The 15,678-nt window shown below is 64.2% G+C and carries 13 protein-coding genes; 11 read left to right on the top strand and 2 right to left on the bottom strand.

Annotation, left to right across the window (positions count from 1 at the left end):
* Positions 1 to 14 precede the first annotated feature (14 nt).
* Positions 15 to 1,118, top strand: a complete 1,104-nt coding sequence (gene lptF, locus VCS63_RS10020; RefSeq protein ID WP_042792406.1) for an LPS export ABC transporter permease LptF — start codon at positions 15 to 17, stop codon at positions 1,116 to 1,118.
* A gap of 51 nt (positions 1,119 to 1,169) precedes the next feature.
* Here the strand turns inward: lptF and VCS63_RS10025 are convergent, their stop codons facing one another.
* The gene (locus VCS63_RS10025; RefSeq protein WP_042792407.1) at positions 1,170 to 2,090 is read right to left on the bottom strand and encodes a LysR family transcriptional regulator; all 921 of its coding nucleotides are present in this window, start codon (positions 2,088 to 2,090) and stop codon (positions 1,170 to 1,172) included.
* Between the two features lie 224 nt (positions 2,091 to 2,314).
* Here VCS63_RS10025 and VCS63_RS10030 point away from each other — a divergent pair, with 224 nt between their 5' ends.
* The 4 genes from VCS63_RS10030 (at position 2,315) to VCS63_RS10045 (ending at position 6,646) form a co-directional block, all read left to right on the top strand.
* Positions 2,315 to 3,532 (top strand): ABC transporter substrate-binding protein, encoded by a 1,218-nt coding sequence (locus VCS63_RS10030; RefSeq protein ID WP_323879567.1) that lies wholly within the window; start codon positions 2,315 to 2,317, stop codon positions 3,530 to 3,532.
* A 62-nt stretch (positions 3,533 to 3,594) separates the two neighbouring features.
* Positions 3,595 to 5,088, top strand: coding sequence for a CoA-acylating methylmalonate-semialdehyde dehydrogenase (locus tag VCS63_RS10035; protein WP_063641977.1), 1,494 nt, complete (start codon positions 3,595 to 3,597; stop codon positions 5,086 to 5,088).
* Between the two features lie 94 nt (positions 5,089 to 5,182).
* Positions 5,183 to 6,127, top strand: coding sequence for a CysB family HTH-type transcriptional regulator (locus VCS63_RS10040; protein WP_042792410.1), 945 nt, complete (start codon positions 5,183 to 5,185; stop codon positions 6,125 to 6,127).
* 195 nt (positions 6,128 to 6,322) lie between these two features.
* Positions 6,323 to 6,646 carry a DUF2325 domain-containing protein gene (locus VCS63_RS10045; RefSeq protein ID WP_042796837.1) on the top strand — a complete coding sequence of 108 codons (324 nt, stop codon included), beginning with the start codon at positions 6,323 to 6,325 and terminating at the stop codon, positions 6,644 to 6,646.
* Between the two features lie 160 nt (positions 6,647 to 6,806).
* Here the strand turns inward: VCS63_RS10045 and VCS63_RS10050 are convergent, their stop codons facing one another.
* A complete protein-coding gene (locus VCS63_RS10050; RefSeq protein ID WP_042792411.1) occupies positions 6,807 to 7,466 on the bottom strand; it encodes a C40 family peptidase in 660 nt (219 codons plus the stop codon).
* 287 nt (positions 7,467 to 7,753) lie between these two features.
* On the opposite strand from VCS63_RS10050, the gene VCS63_RS10055 reads away from it, so the two are divergent.
* The 6 genes from VCS63_RS10055 (at position 7,754) to ltaE (ending at position 15,677) form a co-directional block, all read left to right on the top strand.
* Positions 7,754 to 9,643: a propionate--CoA ligase gene (locus tag VCS63_RS10055; protein WP_175199259.1), complete on the top strand. Its 1,890-nt coding sequence runs from the start codon at positions 7,754 to 7,756 to the stop codon at positions 9,641 to 9,643.
* Entirely contained in the window at positions 9,640 to 10,047 is a 408-nt protein-coding gene (locus VCS63_RS10060; protein WP_042792413.1) for a GlcG/HbpS family heme-binding protein, read from the top strand. The genes VCS63_RS10055 and VCS63_RS10060 overlap by 4 nt, the downstream gene beginning before the upstream one ends.
* Positions 10,044 to 11,384 carry an MFS transporter gene (locus VCS63_RS10065; protein WP_323879570.1) on the top strand — a complete coding sequence of 447 codons (1,341 nt, stop codon included), beginning with the start codon at positions 10,044 to 10,046 and terminating at the stop codon, positions 11,382 to 11,384. Before VCS63_RS10060 ends, VCS63_RS10065 begins: the two co-directional genes overlap by 4 nt.
* Positions 11,385 to 11,609: 225 nt before the next feature.
* On the top strand, positions 11,610 to 13,589 hold the full coding sequence (acs, locus tag VCS63_RS10070; RefSeq protein WP_063641970.1) for an acetate--CoA ligase: 1,980 nt from the start codon (positions 11,610 to 11,612) through the stop codon (positions 13,587 to 13,589).
* A gap of 152 nt (positions 13,590 to 13,741) precedes the next feature.
* On the top strand, positions 13,742 to 14,629 hold the full coding sequence (locus tag VCS63_RS10075; protein WP_088607575.1) for a DMT family transporter: 888 nt from the start codon (positions 13,742 to 13,744) through the stop codon (positions 14,627 to 14,629).
* Positions 14,630 to 14,666: 37 nt separating this feature from the next.
* Complete coding sequence (gene ltaE, locus VCS63_RS10080) at positions 14,667 to 15,677, top strand: low-specificity L-threonine aldolase (RefSeq protein WP_112966475.1); 1,011 nt, start codon at positions 14,667 to 14,669, stop codon at positions 15,675 to 15,677.
* The last annotated feature ends 1 nt before the right edge of the window (position 15,678 follow it).

The raw sequence follows: 15,678 nt of genomic DNA on the forward strand, positions 1-15,678 counted from the left end.
CCGCATATTCTCCCATGTCTCTATTTAAACGCTCTGTCGTCAGCGAGATCACCAGTCACGCTGGCGTTGTCTTTTCCACGTTGCTCATCGTGTGGCTCAGCGTGTTGCTCGTGCGCCTGCTCGGTGAAGCGGCGGGCGGCAACATCGGAGCCGACGTTGTGCTGGTGCTGGCCGCGTTGTCGACCATCACGGCATTGCCGACCATCCTCGCGGTGTCTGTCTTCATCGCGGTTCTCACCACCGTCACGCGCAACTACCGTGAATCCGAAATGGTGGTGTGGTTCGCCAGCGGCCTGTCGCTGGCCGATTGGCTCAGGCCCGTGCTTCGCGTCGCTATCCCGGTGGCGCTGGCGGTGGCGGGGCTGACGCTGGTGGCGGCCCCATGGGCATACCGCCAGATCGGCGAATACCATGAACGTTTCGAGCAGCGTTCGGATCTGTCCAAGGTCACGGCCGGCCAGTTCGCGGAATCGTCGGGCGGCAACCGCGTATTCTTCGCCGAAGATCCCCTCGAACCCAGCGACGAACTGGGCAACGTGTTCGCGCGCGAAAACGGTCCTGAATGGCTCAGCGTGCTGACCGCCAGCAAGGCGCACAGCGAAACGCTTCCCAACGGCGACCGCTTCCTGGTGTTGGGCGAAGGCCACCGCTATGATCTGAAGCCGGGCACGCCCGAGATCCGCCTGGTGCATTTCGACAAGTACGGCCTGCGCCTGGAAAGCAAGTCGGGTGGCGACCCTGTGGCCGAAGCGCGCGCCAATGCGGAACGCTCCGCCAAGGCCCGCACCACGCCGCAGCTGATCGCCGACAACACGGACAGCAGCTGGTCGCAAGTGATGTGGCGGATCTCTTTGCCGCTGGCCGCGCTGAACCTGGCGCTGCTGGCGATTCCCCTGGGTGCGGTCAATCCGCGTCTGGGACGGTCGGGCGACCTGCTCATCGCCGGCCTGGTGGGCTTGCTGTACATGAACCTGATCAACCTGTCGCGTGCCTGGATTTCCAACGGCAAGCTCAGCTTCGGCATAGGCGTCTGGGCGATCCACGCTGCGGTGGCGATGCTGACGGTATTCCTGCTGATGCGGCGTTTGCGCGTCAAGGCGCCCAAGAACAGCGCTTGATGCCAGTTCGAACCGGCGCATTGCGGCCCGCCTGAGCGGGCCGCTGTGTTTTCAGGGCAGGTACTTCATTGTGCCGCCTTTGCCGGCCAGCAGGTCGGCGTTCTTCAGCACCGATTTGCGGATGAATTCCCACAAGGCGGTCACGCGCTTGAGCTTGCGCAGGTCTTCGTGGCAGTACATCCAGAACGAGCGCGTGATTTCGACGTCGTTTTCCAGCACCGGCGTCAGCCGCGGATCCTGTGCGGCAATGAAGCACGGCAGGATCGCCAGCGACTGGCCCTGCAGCGCGGCGTGGTACTGCGCAACCACGCTGGTGCTGCGCAAAACCACTTTGCTGGCGGGTAGCAGGTCTTCCAGGTAGCGCAGGCGCTCGCTGAACAGCAGCTCGTCCACATAGCCGATGAAGGTGTGGTCGGCCAGGTCCGCGCGTTCCCTGATCGGGGGATGGCTGGCCAGGTAGCCGGGCGTGCCGTACAGGCGCAGCGTGTAGTCGCACAGCTTGCTGCATACGTAGGGGCCGCGCTGGGGGCGCTCGATGGTGATGGCCAGGTCGGCCTCGCGCTTGGACAGGCTGACGAAGCGCGGCACCGGCAGGATGTCCAGGGTGATGTGCGGGTAGCGCCGCTGGAAATCCGCAGCCAATGGCGTCAGCACGTAGCTGCCGAAGCCCTCGGTGGCCCCGATGCGCAGATGGCCCGACAGCGCCTGGCCGATACCCGACAGGTTCTCTCGGGCGGAGTGCACGGTGCTTTCCATCTGTTCCGCATGGACGAACAGGCGCTGGCCGTCTTCGGTCAGCACGAAGCCGGCGCTGCGTGATTTCTCGAACAGCAGCGTGTCCAGTTCGGTCTCCAGCGCGCGGATACGCCGCGATACTGTCGTGTGCTCGACGCCCAGCTTGCGCGCCGCGGCGCTGGCCCGCTGGGTGCGAGCTACTTCCAGGAAATATCGCAGGCTGTCCCAATCAAGCACTTTCCGGCTCTCCAGGCCCGGCCGCGCTCCGCGCCGCCGGGCAAATTCTAGTTGTGCATGAATGCACAAGGAATGTGCATTTCTAGTGTTGCTTGTTAATTTTCACACATCTACACTGGGTCGGCGGGCTCAGGGCCTGTAGACGGGCTCTCCGGGGCCGAAACCCTGGAACCGCAGGCCGCGAAGACGGCGCCACAACGCATAAAAACTCAGGAGACAAATCCATGAAATTGCACGCACGCGGGCTGGCCGTAGGCTTGTGTCTGGGCGCCGCATTGGTCGGCCAGGCTCAGGCGGCGGACAAGCCGCCAGTGAAGATCGGCATTCTGACGGACATGTCGGGCACCTACGCCGGCATGGGAGGACCGGGTTCGGTAGCGGCGGCGCAGTTGGCGATCGACGATTGCCTGGCCGCGGAATGCAAGGGCATGAAGATCGAACTGGTGTCCGCGGACAACCAGAACAAGGCCGACGTGGGCGCGGCCAAGGCGCGTGAATGGTTCGATCGCGATGGCGTCACCGCCATTGCCGACCTGACCAACTCCGCGGTGGCGCTGGCGGTGCAGGGCATCGCGCGCGAAAAGAACAAGGTCGTGATGTTCTCGGGTCCAGCCACGACGGCGTTGACCAACAAGGAATGCTCGCCCGTGGGCTTTCACTGGATGTTCGACACCTACTCGCAATCCGCGGGCGGTGCGAAGGCCACGGTGAAGGCGGGCGGCAAATCCTGGTATTTCATTACCGTGGACTATGCCTTCGGCCATTCGCTGGAGGCCGACACCGCCAAGGCCGTGCAGGCGCTGGGCGGCACCGTGGCGGGCAGCGTGCGCCATCCCCTGAACGCGCCGGATTTCGCATCCTATCTGCTGCAAGCGCAGGCATCGAAGGCCCAGGTCGTGGCGCTGGCCAATGGCGGCCAGGACACGGTCAATGCGGTCAAGCAAGCGCGTGAATTCGGCATCGTGGCTGGCGGCCAGCGCCTGGTGTCGCTGCTGATCTTCCTGTCGGATCTGCGCGCGCTGGGCCTGGAAAGCGCCCAGGGCCTGTCGTATGTGGACGGCTTCTACTGGGATTACGACGACGCAACGCGCGAGTGGTCTTCGCGCTTCGAAAAGGCCTTCCGCGGCTTGAAGCCCACCATGACGCAGGCCGGCGTGTATTCCAGCGTGCGGCATTACCTGCGCTCGGTCGCTGCTTCGGGCAGCACCGATGGCAAGGTAGTGGCCGACAAGATGCGCGCCTTGCCGATCGAGGATCCGATCATGCGCAACGCCTCCATCCGTCCCGATGGTCGCGTGATACACGACATGTACCTGTATGAAGTGAAAAAACCGTCCGAGTCCAAGGGCGGCTGGGACTATTCCAAGCTGGTGGCCACCATTCCGGCCGCCGAGGCCTTCCAGCCCCTGTCAGATTCGACCTGCCCGCTGGTGAAGCAGTAGGTCCTGAAGATTCATGAACGCGGATTCCATCCGCATCGACTACGCAGTGTGAGGAGCATCAAATGAGTGAAGTCCCCCGCGTTCCGCTATTGATCGGCGGCAAGCTCGTGCAGTCCAAAACCACCGAATGGCGGGACGTGATCAATCCCGCCACCCAGGAGGTCGTAGCCAAGGTGCCTTTCGCCACGCGCGAAGAACTGGACCTGGCCGTCTCCAACGCCAAGGAGGCTTTCAAGACCTGGCGCAACAGCGGGCAGGGCGCCCGCATGCGCGTCATGCTGAAGTTTCAGGAGCTGCTGCGCGCCAATACCGGCAAGCTGGCCGAAATGATCACCCGCGAGCACGGCAAGACGCTGCCGGACGCCGAAGGTGAAGTCGGCCGCGGCCTGGAAGTGGTGGAGCACGCATGCTCCATCGCCAACCTGCAGTTGGGCGAGTATGCCGAGAACGCCGCGTCCGGCATCGACGTCTATACGCTGATTCAGCCGCTGGGCGTGTGCGCGGGGATTACCGCGTTCAACTTCCCGGTCATGCTGCCTTGCTTCATGTTCCCGATCGCCGTGGCCTGCGGCAATACCTTCGTGCTCAAGCCTTCGGAACAGGATCCGACGTCTTCGCTGTTCCTGGCGCAATTGGCGCTGGAAGCCGGCTTGCCGCCGGGCGTGCTGAACGTGGTGCACGGTGGCCCGGATACGGCCAATGGTCTGTGCGAACACCCTGACATCAAGGCGGTGTCGTTCATTGGCTCGACCCGCGTGGGCACCGAGATCTACAACCGCGCGTCTGCCGCGGGCAAGCGCTGCCAGTCCATGATGGGCGCCAAGAACCACTGCGTGATCCTGCCTGATGCCGATCCCGAGGTCGCGCTGAACCAGCTGGTTGGCGCCGCCTTCGGCGCGGCCGGCCAGCGTTGCATGGCCTCGTCCGTGGCCGTGCTGGTGGGCGAGGCCCGCAACTGGCTGCCCGACTTCGTCGAGCGCGCCAAGAAGCTCAAGGTCAATTCGGGGATGGACCGCGAAGCGGATCTCGGTCCCCTGGTTTCGCCCAACGCCAAGAAGCGCGTGGAAAGCCTGATCCAGAAAGGGGTGGACGAAGGCGCCAAACTGCTGCTGGACGGTCGCAGCCTGAAGGTTGCCGGCTTCGAGCAGGGCAACTTCGTGGGTCCGACGATTTTCGACGGCGTCACCGAAAACATGACTATCTACACGGAGGAAATCTTCGGGCCGGTCCTGTGCGTGGTGGGCGTGGAAACGCTGGAGGACGCCGTGGCGTTCATCAACCGCAACCCCAATGGCAACGGGGTGGCGCTGTTCACCCAGGATGGCGGCGCGGCACGCTATTTCCAGAACAACATCGACGTCGGTCAGGTTGGCATCAACGTGCCGATCCCCGTGCCGGTGGCCTGGTTCAGCTTCACGGGTTCCCGTGGTTCCAAGCTGGGCGACCTGGGCCCCAATGGCAAGCAGGCAGTGCAGTTCTGGACGCAGACCAAGACCGTCACCGCGCGCTGGTCGGCGCATGCCAAGAGCGTGAACACCACGATCTCGATGCGCTGAACTGGGGACGCCTTGCGTGTAAGCTTATATAAATAAGTTATATAGTAAGGCGTCCTTATTACTTATAATTGGCCCGTCTATCAGGGGCCAATTCATGAACCTGCAGCAATTTCGTTTTGTGCGTGAAACCATCCGGCGCGACTTCAACCTGACCGAAGCCGCCCGGATGCTCTACACCTCGCAGCCCGGGGTCTCCAAGGCGATCATCGAGTTCGAGGACGAGCTCGGCATCAAGATCTTCGAACGGCACGGCAAGCGCATCAAGGGGCTGACCAAGCCCGGCCTGGCGGTGTCCCAGGTCATTGACCGCATCATGCGCGAAGTGGACAACCTGAAGAAGGTCAGCGACGAGTTCGCGCGCCGCGACGAGGGCGGCCTGGTCATTGCCTGCACCCACACCCAGGCGCGTTATTTATTGCCTCGCGTCATTCCGGCATTCCGCAAGCAATTCCCGAAGGTGCACCTGTCGCTGGCCGAAGGCAGCCCTGCGCAGCTTGCGGAAATGGTGCTGCACGAGCAGGCCGACCTGGCCCTGGCGACGGAATCGCTGGCCTTGACGCCAGGCCTGGCGACCTTGCCGGTCTACGCCTGGGAACACACGGTGGTGGTGCGCCCGGACCATCCCCTGGCTGAACTGACCTCCAGCGCCGCCAAGCGCCTGTCCTTGGCCCAGCTGGCCGAGTATCCCATCGTGACCTACGACCGCGCCTTTACCGGCCGCAGCACGATCGACGAGATCTTCGCCAATCAGGGCATCCATCCGGACATCGTGCTGGAAGCCATTGATGCCGACGTCATCAAGACCTACGTCGACGTGGGCCTGGGCATCGGGATCATCGCGGGCGTGGCCTACGATCCGCGCCGCGACGGCAATCTGGTGGGGCTGCCGGTAGGCCATCTCTTCGGCACGCACACCACCCGCGTGGGTGTGAAGGCAGGGGTGTTCCTGCGTGACTACGTCTATACCTTCCTGGAAATGCTGGCGCCGTCGCTGACGCGCGCGGTAGTGACGGAGGCGGTGCAGGGCACCCCCAAGTAGGCACGGCTCTCATCGGTGCCAGAGGCGCGGCGCCAGGTGGGGCCGCGCCTTTTTTTGCGGGCGCAGGGCGGCTCGCGCTATCCCCTTTCCTATGCTCATAAAAATAATTAAATAAGAACTGATCTCATTTGAGTTGACTAAAAAATAGGAATCATTATCATTACATCCAGTCTCAACGACCCAGTGAGGTTCATCATGACGGCAGGATTAAGTGCAGTGGTAGTGGGCGCCGACCGCCTCGGCAACATTCCGGATCTGCTCAAAGGACACAATATCTCGATCACGCACCACATCAGCGGGCGTGATCCCTCGCACCAGAAGAAAACGTTGCAGCTGCCCTCGGGCACCCAGTTGGTCATCCTGCTGACCGACTTCCTGGGACACAACGTCATGAAGACCTTCCGTAACGCCGCGCAGCGCGGCGGCATCCGGGTCGTTGCTTGTCGGCGTTCGGTATGCAGCATGCAGCAGGCCCTGCAGCAATGCGGCCTGTGCCCGCGAGCGGGCTCGGTGCACTGATAACGCGGTCTGCCGCCGCCAAACAAGAAACTGGGGAGGCCGAAACGGCCTGCGGCCCCAAGGCCGCGAAGAGATATGAAAAACGCCGCCGGACTGGAAAGTCCGGCGGCGTTTTGCTTGTTGGGAGGACTGCCTGGCGGCTATCCTGGGAGCGTATCAGTCAGTTGGACGCGCGGGCGGACGCCATCAGGCTGTTGTCCAGGCGGCGGGCGCCGTTGTAACGCTTGGACCAGTAGGCCATGGTCATGTTTTCCACACGGACCACGCCACCGGCGCTGGGCGAGTGCACGAAGCGGTCGTCGCCAAGATAGATGCCCACGTGGGAGTAGCGGCGGCCCAGCGTATTGAAGAAAACCAGGTCCCCGGCTTTCAGTTCGTTCTTGTTGACGGAGGTGCCCAGTTGGGCCATCTCGGCGGCGTTGCGGGGCAGCTTCAGGCCCAGCGAGCGTTCGGCCGTGTAGGTGACCAAGCCGCTGCAATCGAATCCGGTGTCGGGGGAAGTGCCGCCGAAACGGTAGCGGATGCCCAGGTGATTCAAGGCTTCGCTGACCAAGGCGTTGTCGCTGCTGACGCCCGAGTGGGTCTTCTGGCGGTCGCGCTTGAATTTCTGGCTTACCAGCACGCCGATGGGGTCATCGGTAGTGGCTACCCATTCCGTTTCGTAGGGATCTATCTCGGACGTATGGGCGGTTGACTTTTGATTTGTACCAGCACAACCTGCCAGACCCGCCACGCAAGCAACCAACGCCAGCAAGCGCAGACCGCGATTTGCTTGGCCGGAGGATGAATTCAGTCTCGCGTGGTTGGAGTGTCGATGCATTCGCCTGGGGGTGATTTGCAGATAACGACAAAAAACACGGAATTCGCCGTGAATTTGGCCGAGATGTCAGCAAAATCAACATTTTTCTACAACTTCGCGGGGATTCTACCAAACTTTTAAGACCAGTTCGTGACGAAACCGGCGTTAATGTCCATGCAGCGTGGACATTCGGCAGAACTTTTTGACTTGCGGCAAGCCTCGTGCAAGGTTTGCCTACCAGAATGACCAAAAGATTCGAGAAGAAATCAATCAGCCTTAAGGCGTACGAACGATAACAGGAGACATAAATGCAAAAAACCCGGGATTTCCATTACCGCTCGATACATGACCGCGATGCGTTCTGGCGGGAAGAGGCCGGCCGCATCCACTGGGAGACGCCTTTCGAGTCCGTGCTGGACTACTCCCGGCCGCCGTTCGCCAAGTGGTTCACAGGCGGGCGCACCAATCTTTGCTACAACGCCATAGATCGCTGGCTGCCGACCCAGGCCGATTCGCCGGCCTTGATCTGGGTGTCCACCGAGGTGGAACGCGAGCGCGTCTACACCCGGCAGGAAATGTACGACGAGGTCAACGCTGCCGCCGCCATGCTCAAGGAGCTTGGGGTGGGGCGCGGCGACCGGGTGCTGCTTTACATGCCGATGGTGCCGGAAGCCGTATTCACCATGCTGGCGTGCGCGCGGATCGGCGCCGTGCACTCGGTGGTGTTTGGCGGCTTTGCGTCGGTCAACCTGGCGCAGCGCATTGACGATGCGGCGCCCAAGGTGGTGGTCTGCACCGATGGCGGTTCGCGCGGCGGCAAGGTCGTGCCGTATAAGCCATTGCTCGACCGCGCGTTGGCGCTGGCCAAGTCGCCGCCGGCCTCGGTAGTGGTGTTCGATCGCGGCCTGGCGCCGTTTGAACCCGTGGCGGGGCGCGACCTGGACTACGCAGCCTTGCGCCAGCGCCATATGGGGGCGCGAGTGCCGGTGGAATGGCTGGAGTCCTCGGAGCCCAGCTATATCCTCTATACCTCCGGCACCACGGGCAAGCCCAAGGGCGTGCAGCGCGATACCGGCGGCTATGCCGTGGCGCTGGCTTCGTCCATGGAGTACCTGTTCGACGGGCGCGCCGGGGATACCTTTTTCTGCACCAGCGACATCGGCTGGGTGGTGGGGCATTCCTACATCATCTACGGTCCCTTGATCGGCGGTCAGGCGACGGTGCTGTATGAAGGCACGCCAGTGCGTCCGGACGGCGCCATCCTGTGGAAACTGGTGGAACAGTACGGGGTCAACACCCTGTTTTCGGCGCCGACCGCGGTCCGCGTGCTCAAGCGACAGGATCCCGCACTGCTCAAGCGCCACGACTTGTCCTCGCTGCGCGCCGTCTACCTGGCAGGCGAGCCGCTGGACGAGCCGACCGCGCAATGGATTTCCAACGGCCTGGGCAAGCCCATCATCGACAATTATTGGCAGACGGAATCGGGCTGGCCGATTCTGTCGGCCCAGCCGGGCGTGGAGAAGGTGCCGACCCGCTACGGCAGCCCGTCGTTCCCCGTCTATGGTTTTGACGCCCGCATCGTCAGCGAATCGACCGGCGAGGACCTGGGTCCCGACCAGAAGGGCGTGGTGGCCATCGTGCCGCCGTTGCCCCCGGGCGCCATGTCCACCATCTGGGGCGACGACGAGCGCTTCGTCCAGACGTATTTCACGTCCATACCCGGTCGCCAGGTGTACTCGACCTTCGATTGGGGGCTGGTGGACGCCGATGGATATTGGTTCATCCTGGGCCGCACGGACGATGTGATCAACGTGGCCGGCCACCGCCTGGGCACGCGCGAGATCGAGGAATCCGTGAACAGCCACAGCGCGATTGCCGAATGCGCGGTGGTGGGCGTGGCGGACTCGCTCAAGGGGCAGGTCGCGATGGCCTTCGCCGTGCTCAAGAATCCCGCCGGGGCGGAGACCGAAGAGGGGGCAAAGCGGCTGGAAGGCGATATCATGCGGCTGGTGGAAGATCAGTTGGGCGCCGTGGCAAGGCCTGCCAGGATCCGGTTCGTGGGCGCGCTGCCCAAGACCCGTTCGGGCAAGGTGCTGCGCCGCGCGATCGTCGCGGTATGTGAAGGACGCGACCCCGGGGATCTGACCACCATAGAAGACCCAACCGCCCTGGAACAAATAAAGGAGTCGCTGCAATGAATACCAAGCCCGTGCTGAGCGCCGAGGACGTCAAGAAGATTTTGGCCGCGGCCGAAGCACACGCCCTGCAGAACAAGTGGGCCGTCACGATCTCCGTGGTCGATGATGGCGGCCACCTGCTGGGCATGCTGCGCCTGGACGGCGCGGCTCCTATTTCGGCGCATATCGCTCCGGCCAAGGCCAAGACCGCGGCGCTTGGCCGCCGCGAGTCGCGCGTCTACGAGGAAATGATCAACAACGGCCGCTACTCGTTCCTGTCGGCCCCCTTGATCGATGGCCTGCTGGAAGGCGGCGTGCCGGTCGTGGCCGATGGCCACGTGGTGGGCGCGGTCGGCGTGTCGGGCGTCAAGTCGAGCGAAGATGTGCTGATCGCTCAAGCTGGCATCGCCGCGCTCGGCCTATGAGCCACGGCGAGCCGTCGGAAGCGCCTGCCGGCGCTTCCGCGCTGCGCGCCGGAGCTGGGGGCGACGGCCCCCTGAATCCCGGCGTGGCCAAGCGCGAAGTCTGGGCCTGGGCCATGTACGACTTCGCCAACTCGGGCTATACCACCGTGATTCTCACGGCGGTGTTCAGCACCTATTTCGTCGGCGTGGTGGGCGGACGTGCTCCGTGGGCCACGCTGGCTTGGACGGCGGCGCTGTCGCTGTCCTATCTGCTTATCATGCTGACCATGCCCACGCTGGGCGCCCGCGCGGATGCGCGCGCCAGCAAGCGGCGGCTGCTTTATACCAGCACGGCGGGCTGCGTGGCAGCCACGCTGGTGCTGACGCAGGCCGGGCCGGGGGATGTCTGGCTGGCGTTGGCGGCTATCGTCGTCTCCAACTATTGCTATTGCGTCGGGGAGTCCGTGGTCGCGGCCTTCCTGCCCGAACTTGCGCGGCCCGCGGCGCTCGGGCGCGTGTCGGGCTGGGGCTGGAGCTTTGGCTACTGCGGCGGCATGCTCACCCTGGGGCTGTCCCTGGCCGTCGTGACCATGGCCGAAGCGCGCGGTGAAACCGCCGAGCATTTCGTTCCGTGGGTCATTGTCGTTACCTGCGCGGTGTTTGCGCTGGCGGCGCTGCCGTCGTTTTTCTTGCTGCGCGAACGCGCCAAACCGCAGACCGGCAAGCAGGAAGCGCTGCACATGCTCAAGCGGCTGGCATATGCCTGGCGCGAAACCGGGCAGCACTTTCCGGAGTTCCGCCGGTTGCTGATGTGCATCGCCTGCTACCAGGCGGGAATCTCCGTGGTGATCACGCTGGCCGCGGTCTATGCCTCGGAGGTGATGGGTTTCACCACGCCGCAGATCATGCTGCTGGTGTTCACGGTGAACATCGGCGCGGCGGCCGGCGCGTTCTCGTTCGGCTATGTGCAGGATCGCATCGGCCACAAGCCGGCGCTGGCCGTGACGCTGTGCGGCTGGATTGTCATGGTGCTGGTGGCCTACGCCGCGGTGACGGCGCCCGTGTTCTGGGTCGCGGCCACGCTAGCCGGCCTGTGCATGGGCACCACGCAGAGCGCGGGACGCGCCATGACCGGCGCGCTGGCTCCAGCCGGCCGGCTGGCCGAATTCTTCTCGCTATGGACCTTCGCGGTGCAACTGGCCGCCGTGATCGGTCCGCTTACCTATGGCCTGGTTACGTGGGCCACACACGGCAACCACCGGTTGGCCATTCTGGTGACCGGCCTGTTCTTCGTGGGCGGCCTCATTCTTTTGTCGCGCGTCGACATGAAACGCGGGCTGGCGCGGCGCGCCGCTTGAGGCGCGCGGTTCGCGCAGACCGCGCTGGCTGCTATCCTTATGGACTGTCCGGTGACGTCGCCCTTGCGTAGCGGCGGCGCGCGTTGATTGCCCGGCACCGTCCTTGCGCCGCGGGCTCTGGCCCGCATTTTGCGTAAGGTGCCCGTAAGAGCGTGGCGATACGGTTGCGGTTGGGTAATGGAACAAGCGGCACAAACAACAGAATTACCGATTGGAGACAAGATCATGTCGAACGCTATTGAGTCCGTACTGGTGGAAACCCGGGTGTTCCCGCCGCCCGAGCGCGCAGCACAAGGCGCCGCGATCCCCAGCATGGATGCCTATAACGCGCTGTGCGCGCAGGTCGAGAACGATTTCGACGGATTCTGGGCCGGGCAGGCGCGCGACAACCTGCAATGGACCAAGCCGTTCACGCAGGTCCTGGACGAATCGGATGCGCCGTTCTATCGCTGGTTCGGCGACGGCGAACTGAACGTGTCGGCCAATTGCCTGGACGTGCACCTGACCAACGGCAACGCCGACAAGACCGCCATCATCTTCGAAAGCGACGACGGCAAAGTCAACAAGGTCAGCTACCGCGAACTGCTGGCGCGCGTGTGCCGCTTTGCCAATGGCCTGGCGGCGCTGGGCTACAAGAAGGGCGATCGCGCCATCATCTACATGCCGATGTCCATCGAAGCCGTCGTGGCCATGCAGGCCTGCGCGCGCCTGGGGGTGACGCATTCGGTGGTGTTTGGGGGCTTCTCGGCCAAGAGCCTGCAGGAGCGCATCGTGGACGTGGGCGCTTCGCTGGTCATCACGGCCGACGAGCAGGTGCGCGGAGGCAAGACCATTCCGCTCAAACCCGCCGTGGAGGAGGCCTTCACGATGGGCGGTTGCGAGGCCGTGACCAAGGTCGTCGTCTACCGCCGCACGGGCGGCAAGGTGCAGTGGAATGAAAGCCGCGACCTCTGGATGCATGACGTTGAAGCCGGCCAGCCCGACACCTGCGAGCCCGTGCCGGTCAACGCCGAGCATCCGCTCTTCATCCTCTATACCTCCGGGTCCACCGGCAAGCCCAAGGGTGTGCAGCATTCCTCGGCAGGTTATCTGTTGTGGGCGCTGTTGACGGTGAAATGGACCTTCGACGCCCGCAAGGATGACGTGTACTGGTGCACGGCCGACGTGGGCTGGGTCACTGGCCATACCTACATCACCTACGGCCCGCTGGCCGCCGGCCTGACGCAGATCGTCTTCGAAGGCGTGCCCACCTATCCGAACGCCGGGCGCTTCTGGGACATGATTGCGCGCCACAAGGTCACTACCTTCTACACCGCGCCCACCGCGATCCGTTCGCTGATCAAGGCCGCCGAAGCCGCGCCCGAAGCGCACCCGCAGAACTACGATCTGGACAGCCTGCGCATCATCGGCACGGTGGGCGAGCCCATCAACCCCGAAGCCTGGATGTGGTATCACAAAAATGTGGGCCGCGAACGTTGCCCCATCGTGGATACCTGGTGGCAGACCGAGACCGGCGGCCACATGATCACGCCGCTGCCGGGCGCCACGCCGACAAAGCCGGGCTCCTGCACCTTGCCGCTGCCGGGAATCGCCGCCGCCATCGTCGACGAGACGGGCGGCGATGTCGAACAGGGCAATGGCGGCTTCCTGGTCATCAAGCGTCCGTGGCCCGCCATGATCCGCAACATCTGGGGCGACCCGGAGCGCTTCAAGAAGAGCTATTTCCCGTCTGAACTGCGCGGCTACTACCTGGCCGGCGACGGTGCGCAGCGCGATGCCGACGGCTACTTCTGGATCATGGGCCGCATCGACGACGTGCTGAACGTGTCGGGCCATCGCCTGGGTACGATGGAAGTCGAGTCGGCTTTGGTGGCGCACGAACTGGTCGCGGAGGCCGCGGTGGTGGGCCGTCCGGATGACACTACCGGCGAGGCCGTGGTGGCCTTTGTGGTGCTCAAGCGCTCGCGCCCCGAAGGCGACGAGGCGCAAGCCATCGCCAAGGTGCTGCGCGACTGGGTCGCCAAGGAAATCGGCCCGATCGCCAAGCCCAAGGACATCCGCTTTGGCGACAACCTGCCCAAGACCCGCTCCGGCAAGATCATGCGCCGCTTGTTGCGCGTGGTCGCCAAGGGCGAGGAAATCACGCAGGACGTTTCCACGCTCGAGAATCCGGCCATCCTGGACCAGTTGGCAAAGTCCTTGTGATCGCCGCCGTCCGCGCCATGGACGGGAAAGGTCCGCCCATGGCCGCCGGGGGCGGCAAGGCAGGCGCATAATGTCATACGCCCGTATCGGAACCTCCGGTACGGGCGTATTTGCTTTTTTTGCGTCCAGATTTTTTCTACGGAGCCGTGCCAGTGAGCCGCAGCAGTTTCGATCGTGCAGGGCTAGCCCTGATGTTCAGCACCATCCTGGTCTGGGCGGGCAGCTGGATCGCGATGAAACTGATCGTCCCCTACATCGGCCCCTTTGATTTCGTGGCGCTGCGCTACGTGTCGGGCGGATTGGTGCTGTTCGCGCTGGCATCGGCCATGGGGCGCCCACTGGCGATGCCGCCCTGGAAGCTGACCCTGCTGATCGGTTTGACGCAGACGGCGGGGTTCCAGGGCTTTGTGCAGACGGCGCTGGTGTCGGGCGGCGTGGGCAAGGTTTCGCTCATGGCCTACACGATGCCTTTCTGGGTGATCCTGTTCGCGTGGTGGCTGCTGGGCGAGCGGCCCACGGCGCGCCACGGGCTGGGCATTGCGCTGGCGGCCATCGGCCTGGTTTGCTTCGTGGAGCCCTGGAACGGGCTGGGCGACATCCGTCCCGTGCTGCTCGGGCTGGGCAGCGGGCTCTGTTGGGGCGTGGGCACCGTCCTGTCCAAGCGCATGTTCGAGCGCCATGCGCCCGATGTGATGACCTTCACTGCCTGGCAGATGCTATTGGGCGGACTGGTGATGACGCCGGTCGCTTTTCTCGTTCCGCAGATGTCCGCGCAATGGGGCTGGCAACTCTGGACCGGCATGGCGTATATCGTGTTGATCGCGACGGCCGCGGGCTGGTTGCTGTGGCTGCTGGTGGTGCGGCTGGTGCCGGCTTCCATCGCGGGCCTGTCCAGCCTGGGCGTGCCTGTCGTGGCCATGCTGTTCGCCTGGGCGCTGTTGTCCGAACAGCCTTCGTCGGCCGAGCTGGGCGGCATGGCGCTGATTCTCGCTGGCATCTGGGTGGTGAGCCGCGCAGCGCCTGCGGCGCGCGCCGACTAGCCCTTTTCAGAATTCCTTTTCCATCCTGGGACTTTTCATGATCGATCTGCGTAGCGACACAGTCACTCGGCCCTCTGCGGCCATGCTGCAAGCGATGGTATCCGCGCCCCTCGGCGATGATGTCATGGGTGACGACCCCACCGTGATCCGCTTGCAGGAGGCGGTGGCCGAGCGCGCGGGCAAGGCGGCGGGCCTGTTCTTTCCGTCCGGCACGCAAAGCAATCTGGGCGCCCTGATGGCCCATTGCGAACGCGGCGACGAATATCTGGTGGGGCAGCTCGCGCACACCTACAAGTACGAGGGTGGCGGCGCGGCCGTGCTGGGCAGCATCCAGCCGCAGCCCATCGAGCACGCGGCGGATGGCTCGCTGCCGCTGGAAAAGCTGGCCGCGGCGCTCAAGCCCGAAGGTGATCCACACTTCGCCCGCACTCGCCTGCTGGCGCTGGAAAACACCTTTCACGGCAAACTGATTCCCGCGGATTACGTGGCCGCCGCGACTGCCTGGGCGCGCCAGCATGGATTGGCCACCCACCTGGACGGCGCTCGCGTGTTCAATGCCGCCGTGGCCAGCGGCAAGCCGGTGGCGCACCTGTGCCAGCCATTTGATTCGGTGTCCATTTGCTTCTCGAAAGGCTTGGGGGCGCCGGTTGGGTCGGTGCTGGTGGGCAGCGTGGAGCTGATTGCGCGCGCTCGGCGGTGGCGCAAGATGCTGGGCGGCGGCCTGCGCCAGGCTGGCGTGTTGGCCGCGGCCTGCCTGTACGCGCTGGAGCACAACGTCGAACGCCTGGCCGAAGATCATGAGAACGCCCGCCTGCTGGCCGACGGCCTGCGCGCGATTCCAGGCGTCAAAGTCTTGAGCCAGGACACCAATATGGTGTTCGCCGAATTCGAACCCGCGCGCTGTGAGGAGCTGACGGCCAAGCTGGCCGTCGACGGCATCCAGATGCGCGCCGTCTATGGCGGGCCGACGCGCCTGGTCACGCACCTGGATGTGTCCGCCGCGGATGTGCAGCGGGTCATTCAGGCCGTGGCGCTGCATCTGGGATAGA

Origin of the sequence: Achromobacter sp. D10, from assembly GCF_035282245.1 — a bacterium.
GTDB classification, from domain to species: Bacteria; Pseudomonadota; Gammaproteobacteria; order Burkholderiales; family Burkholderiaceae_B; genus Achromobacter; species Achromobacter insolitus.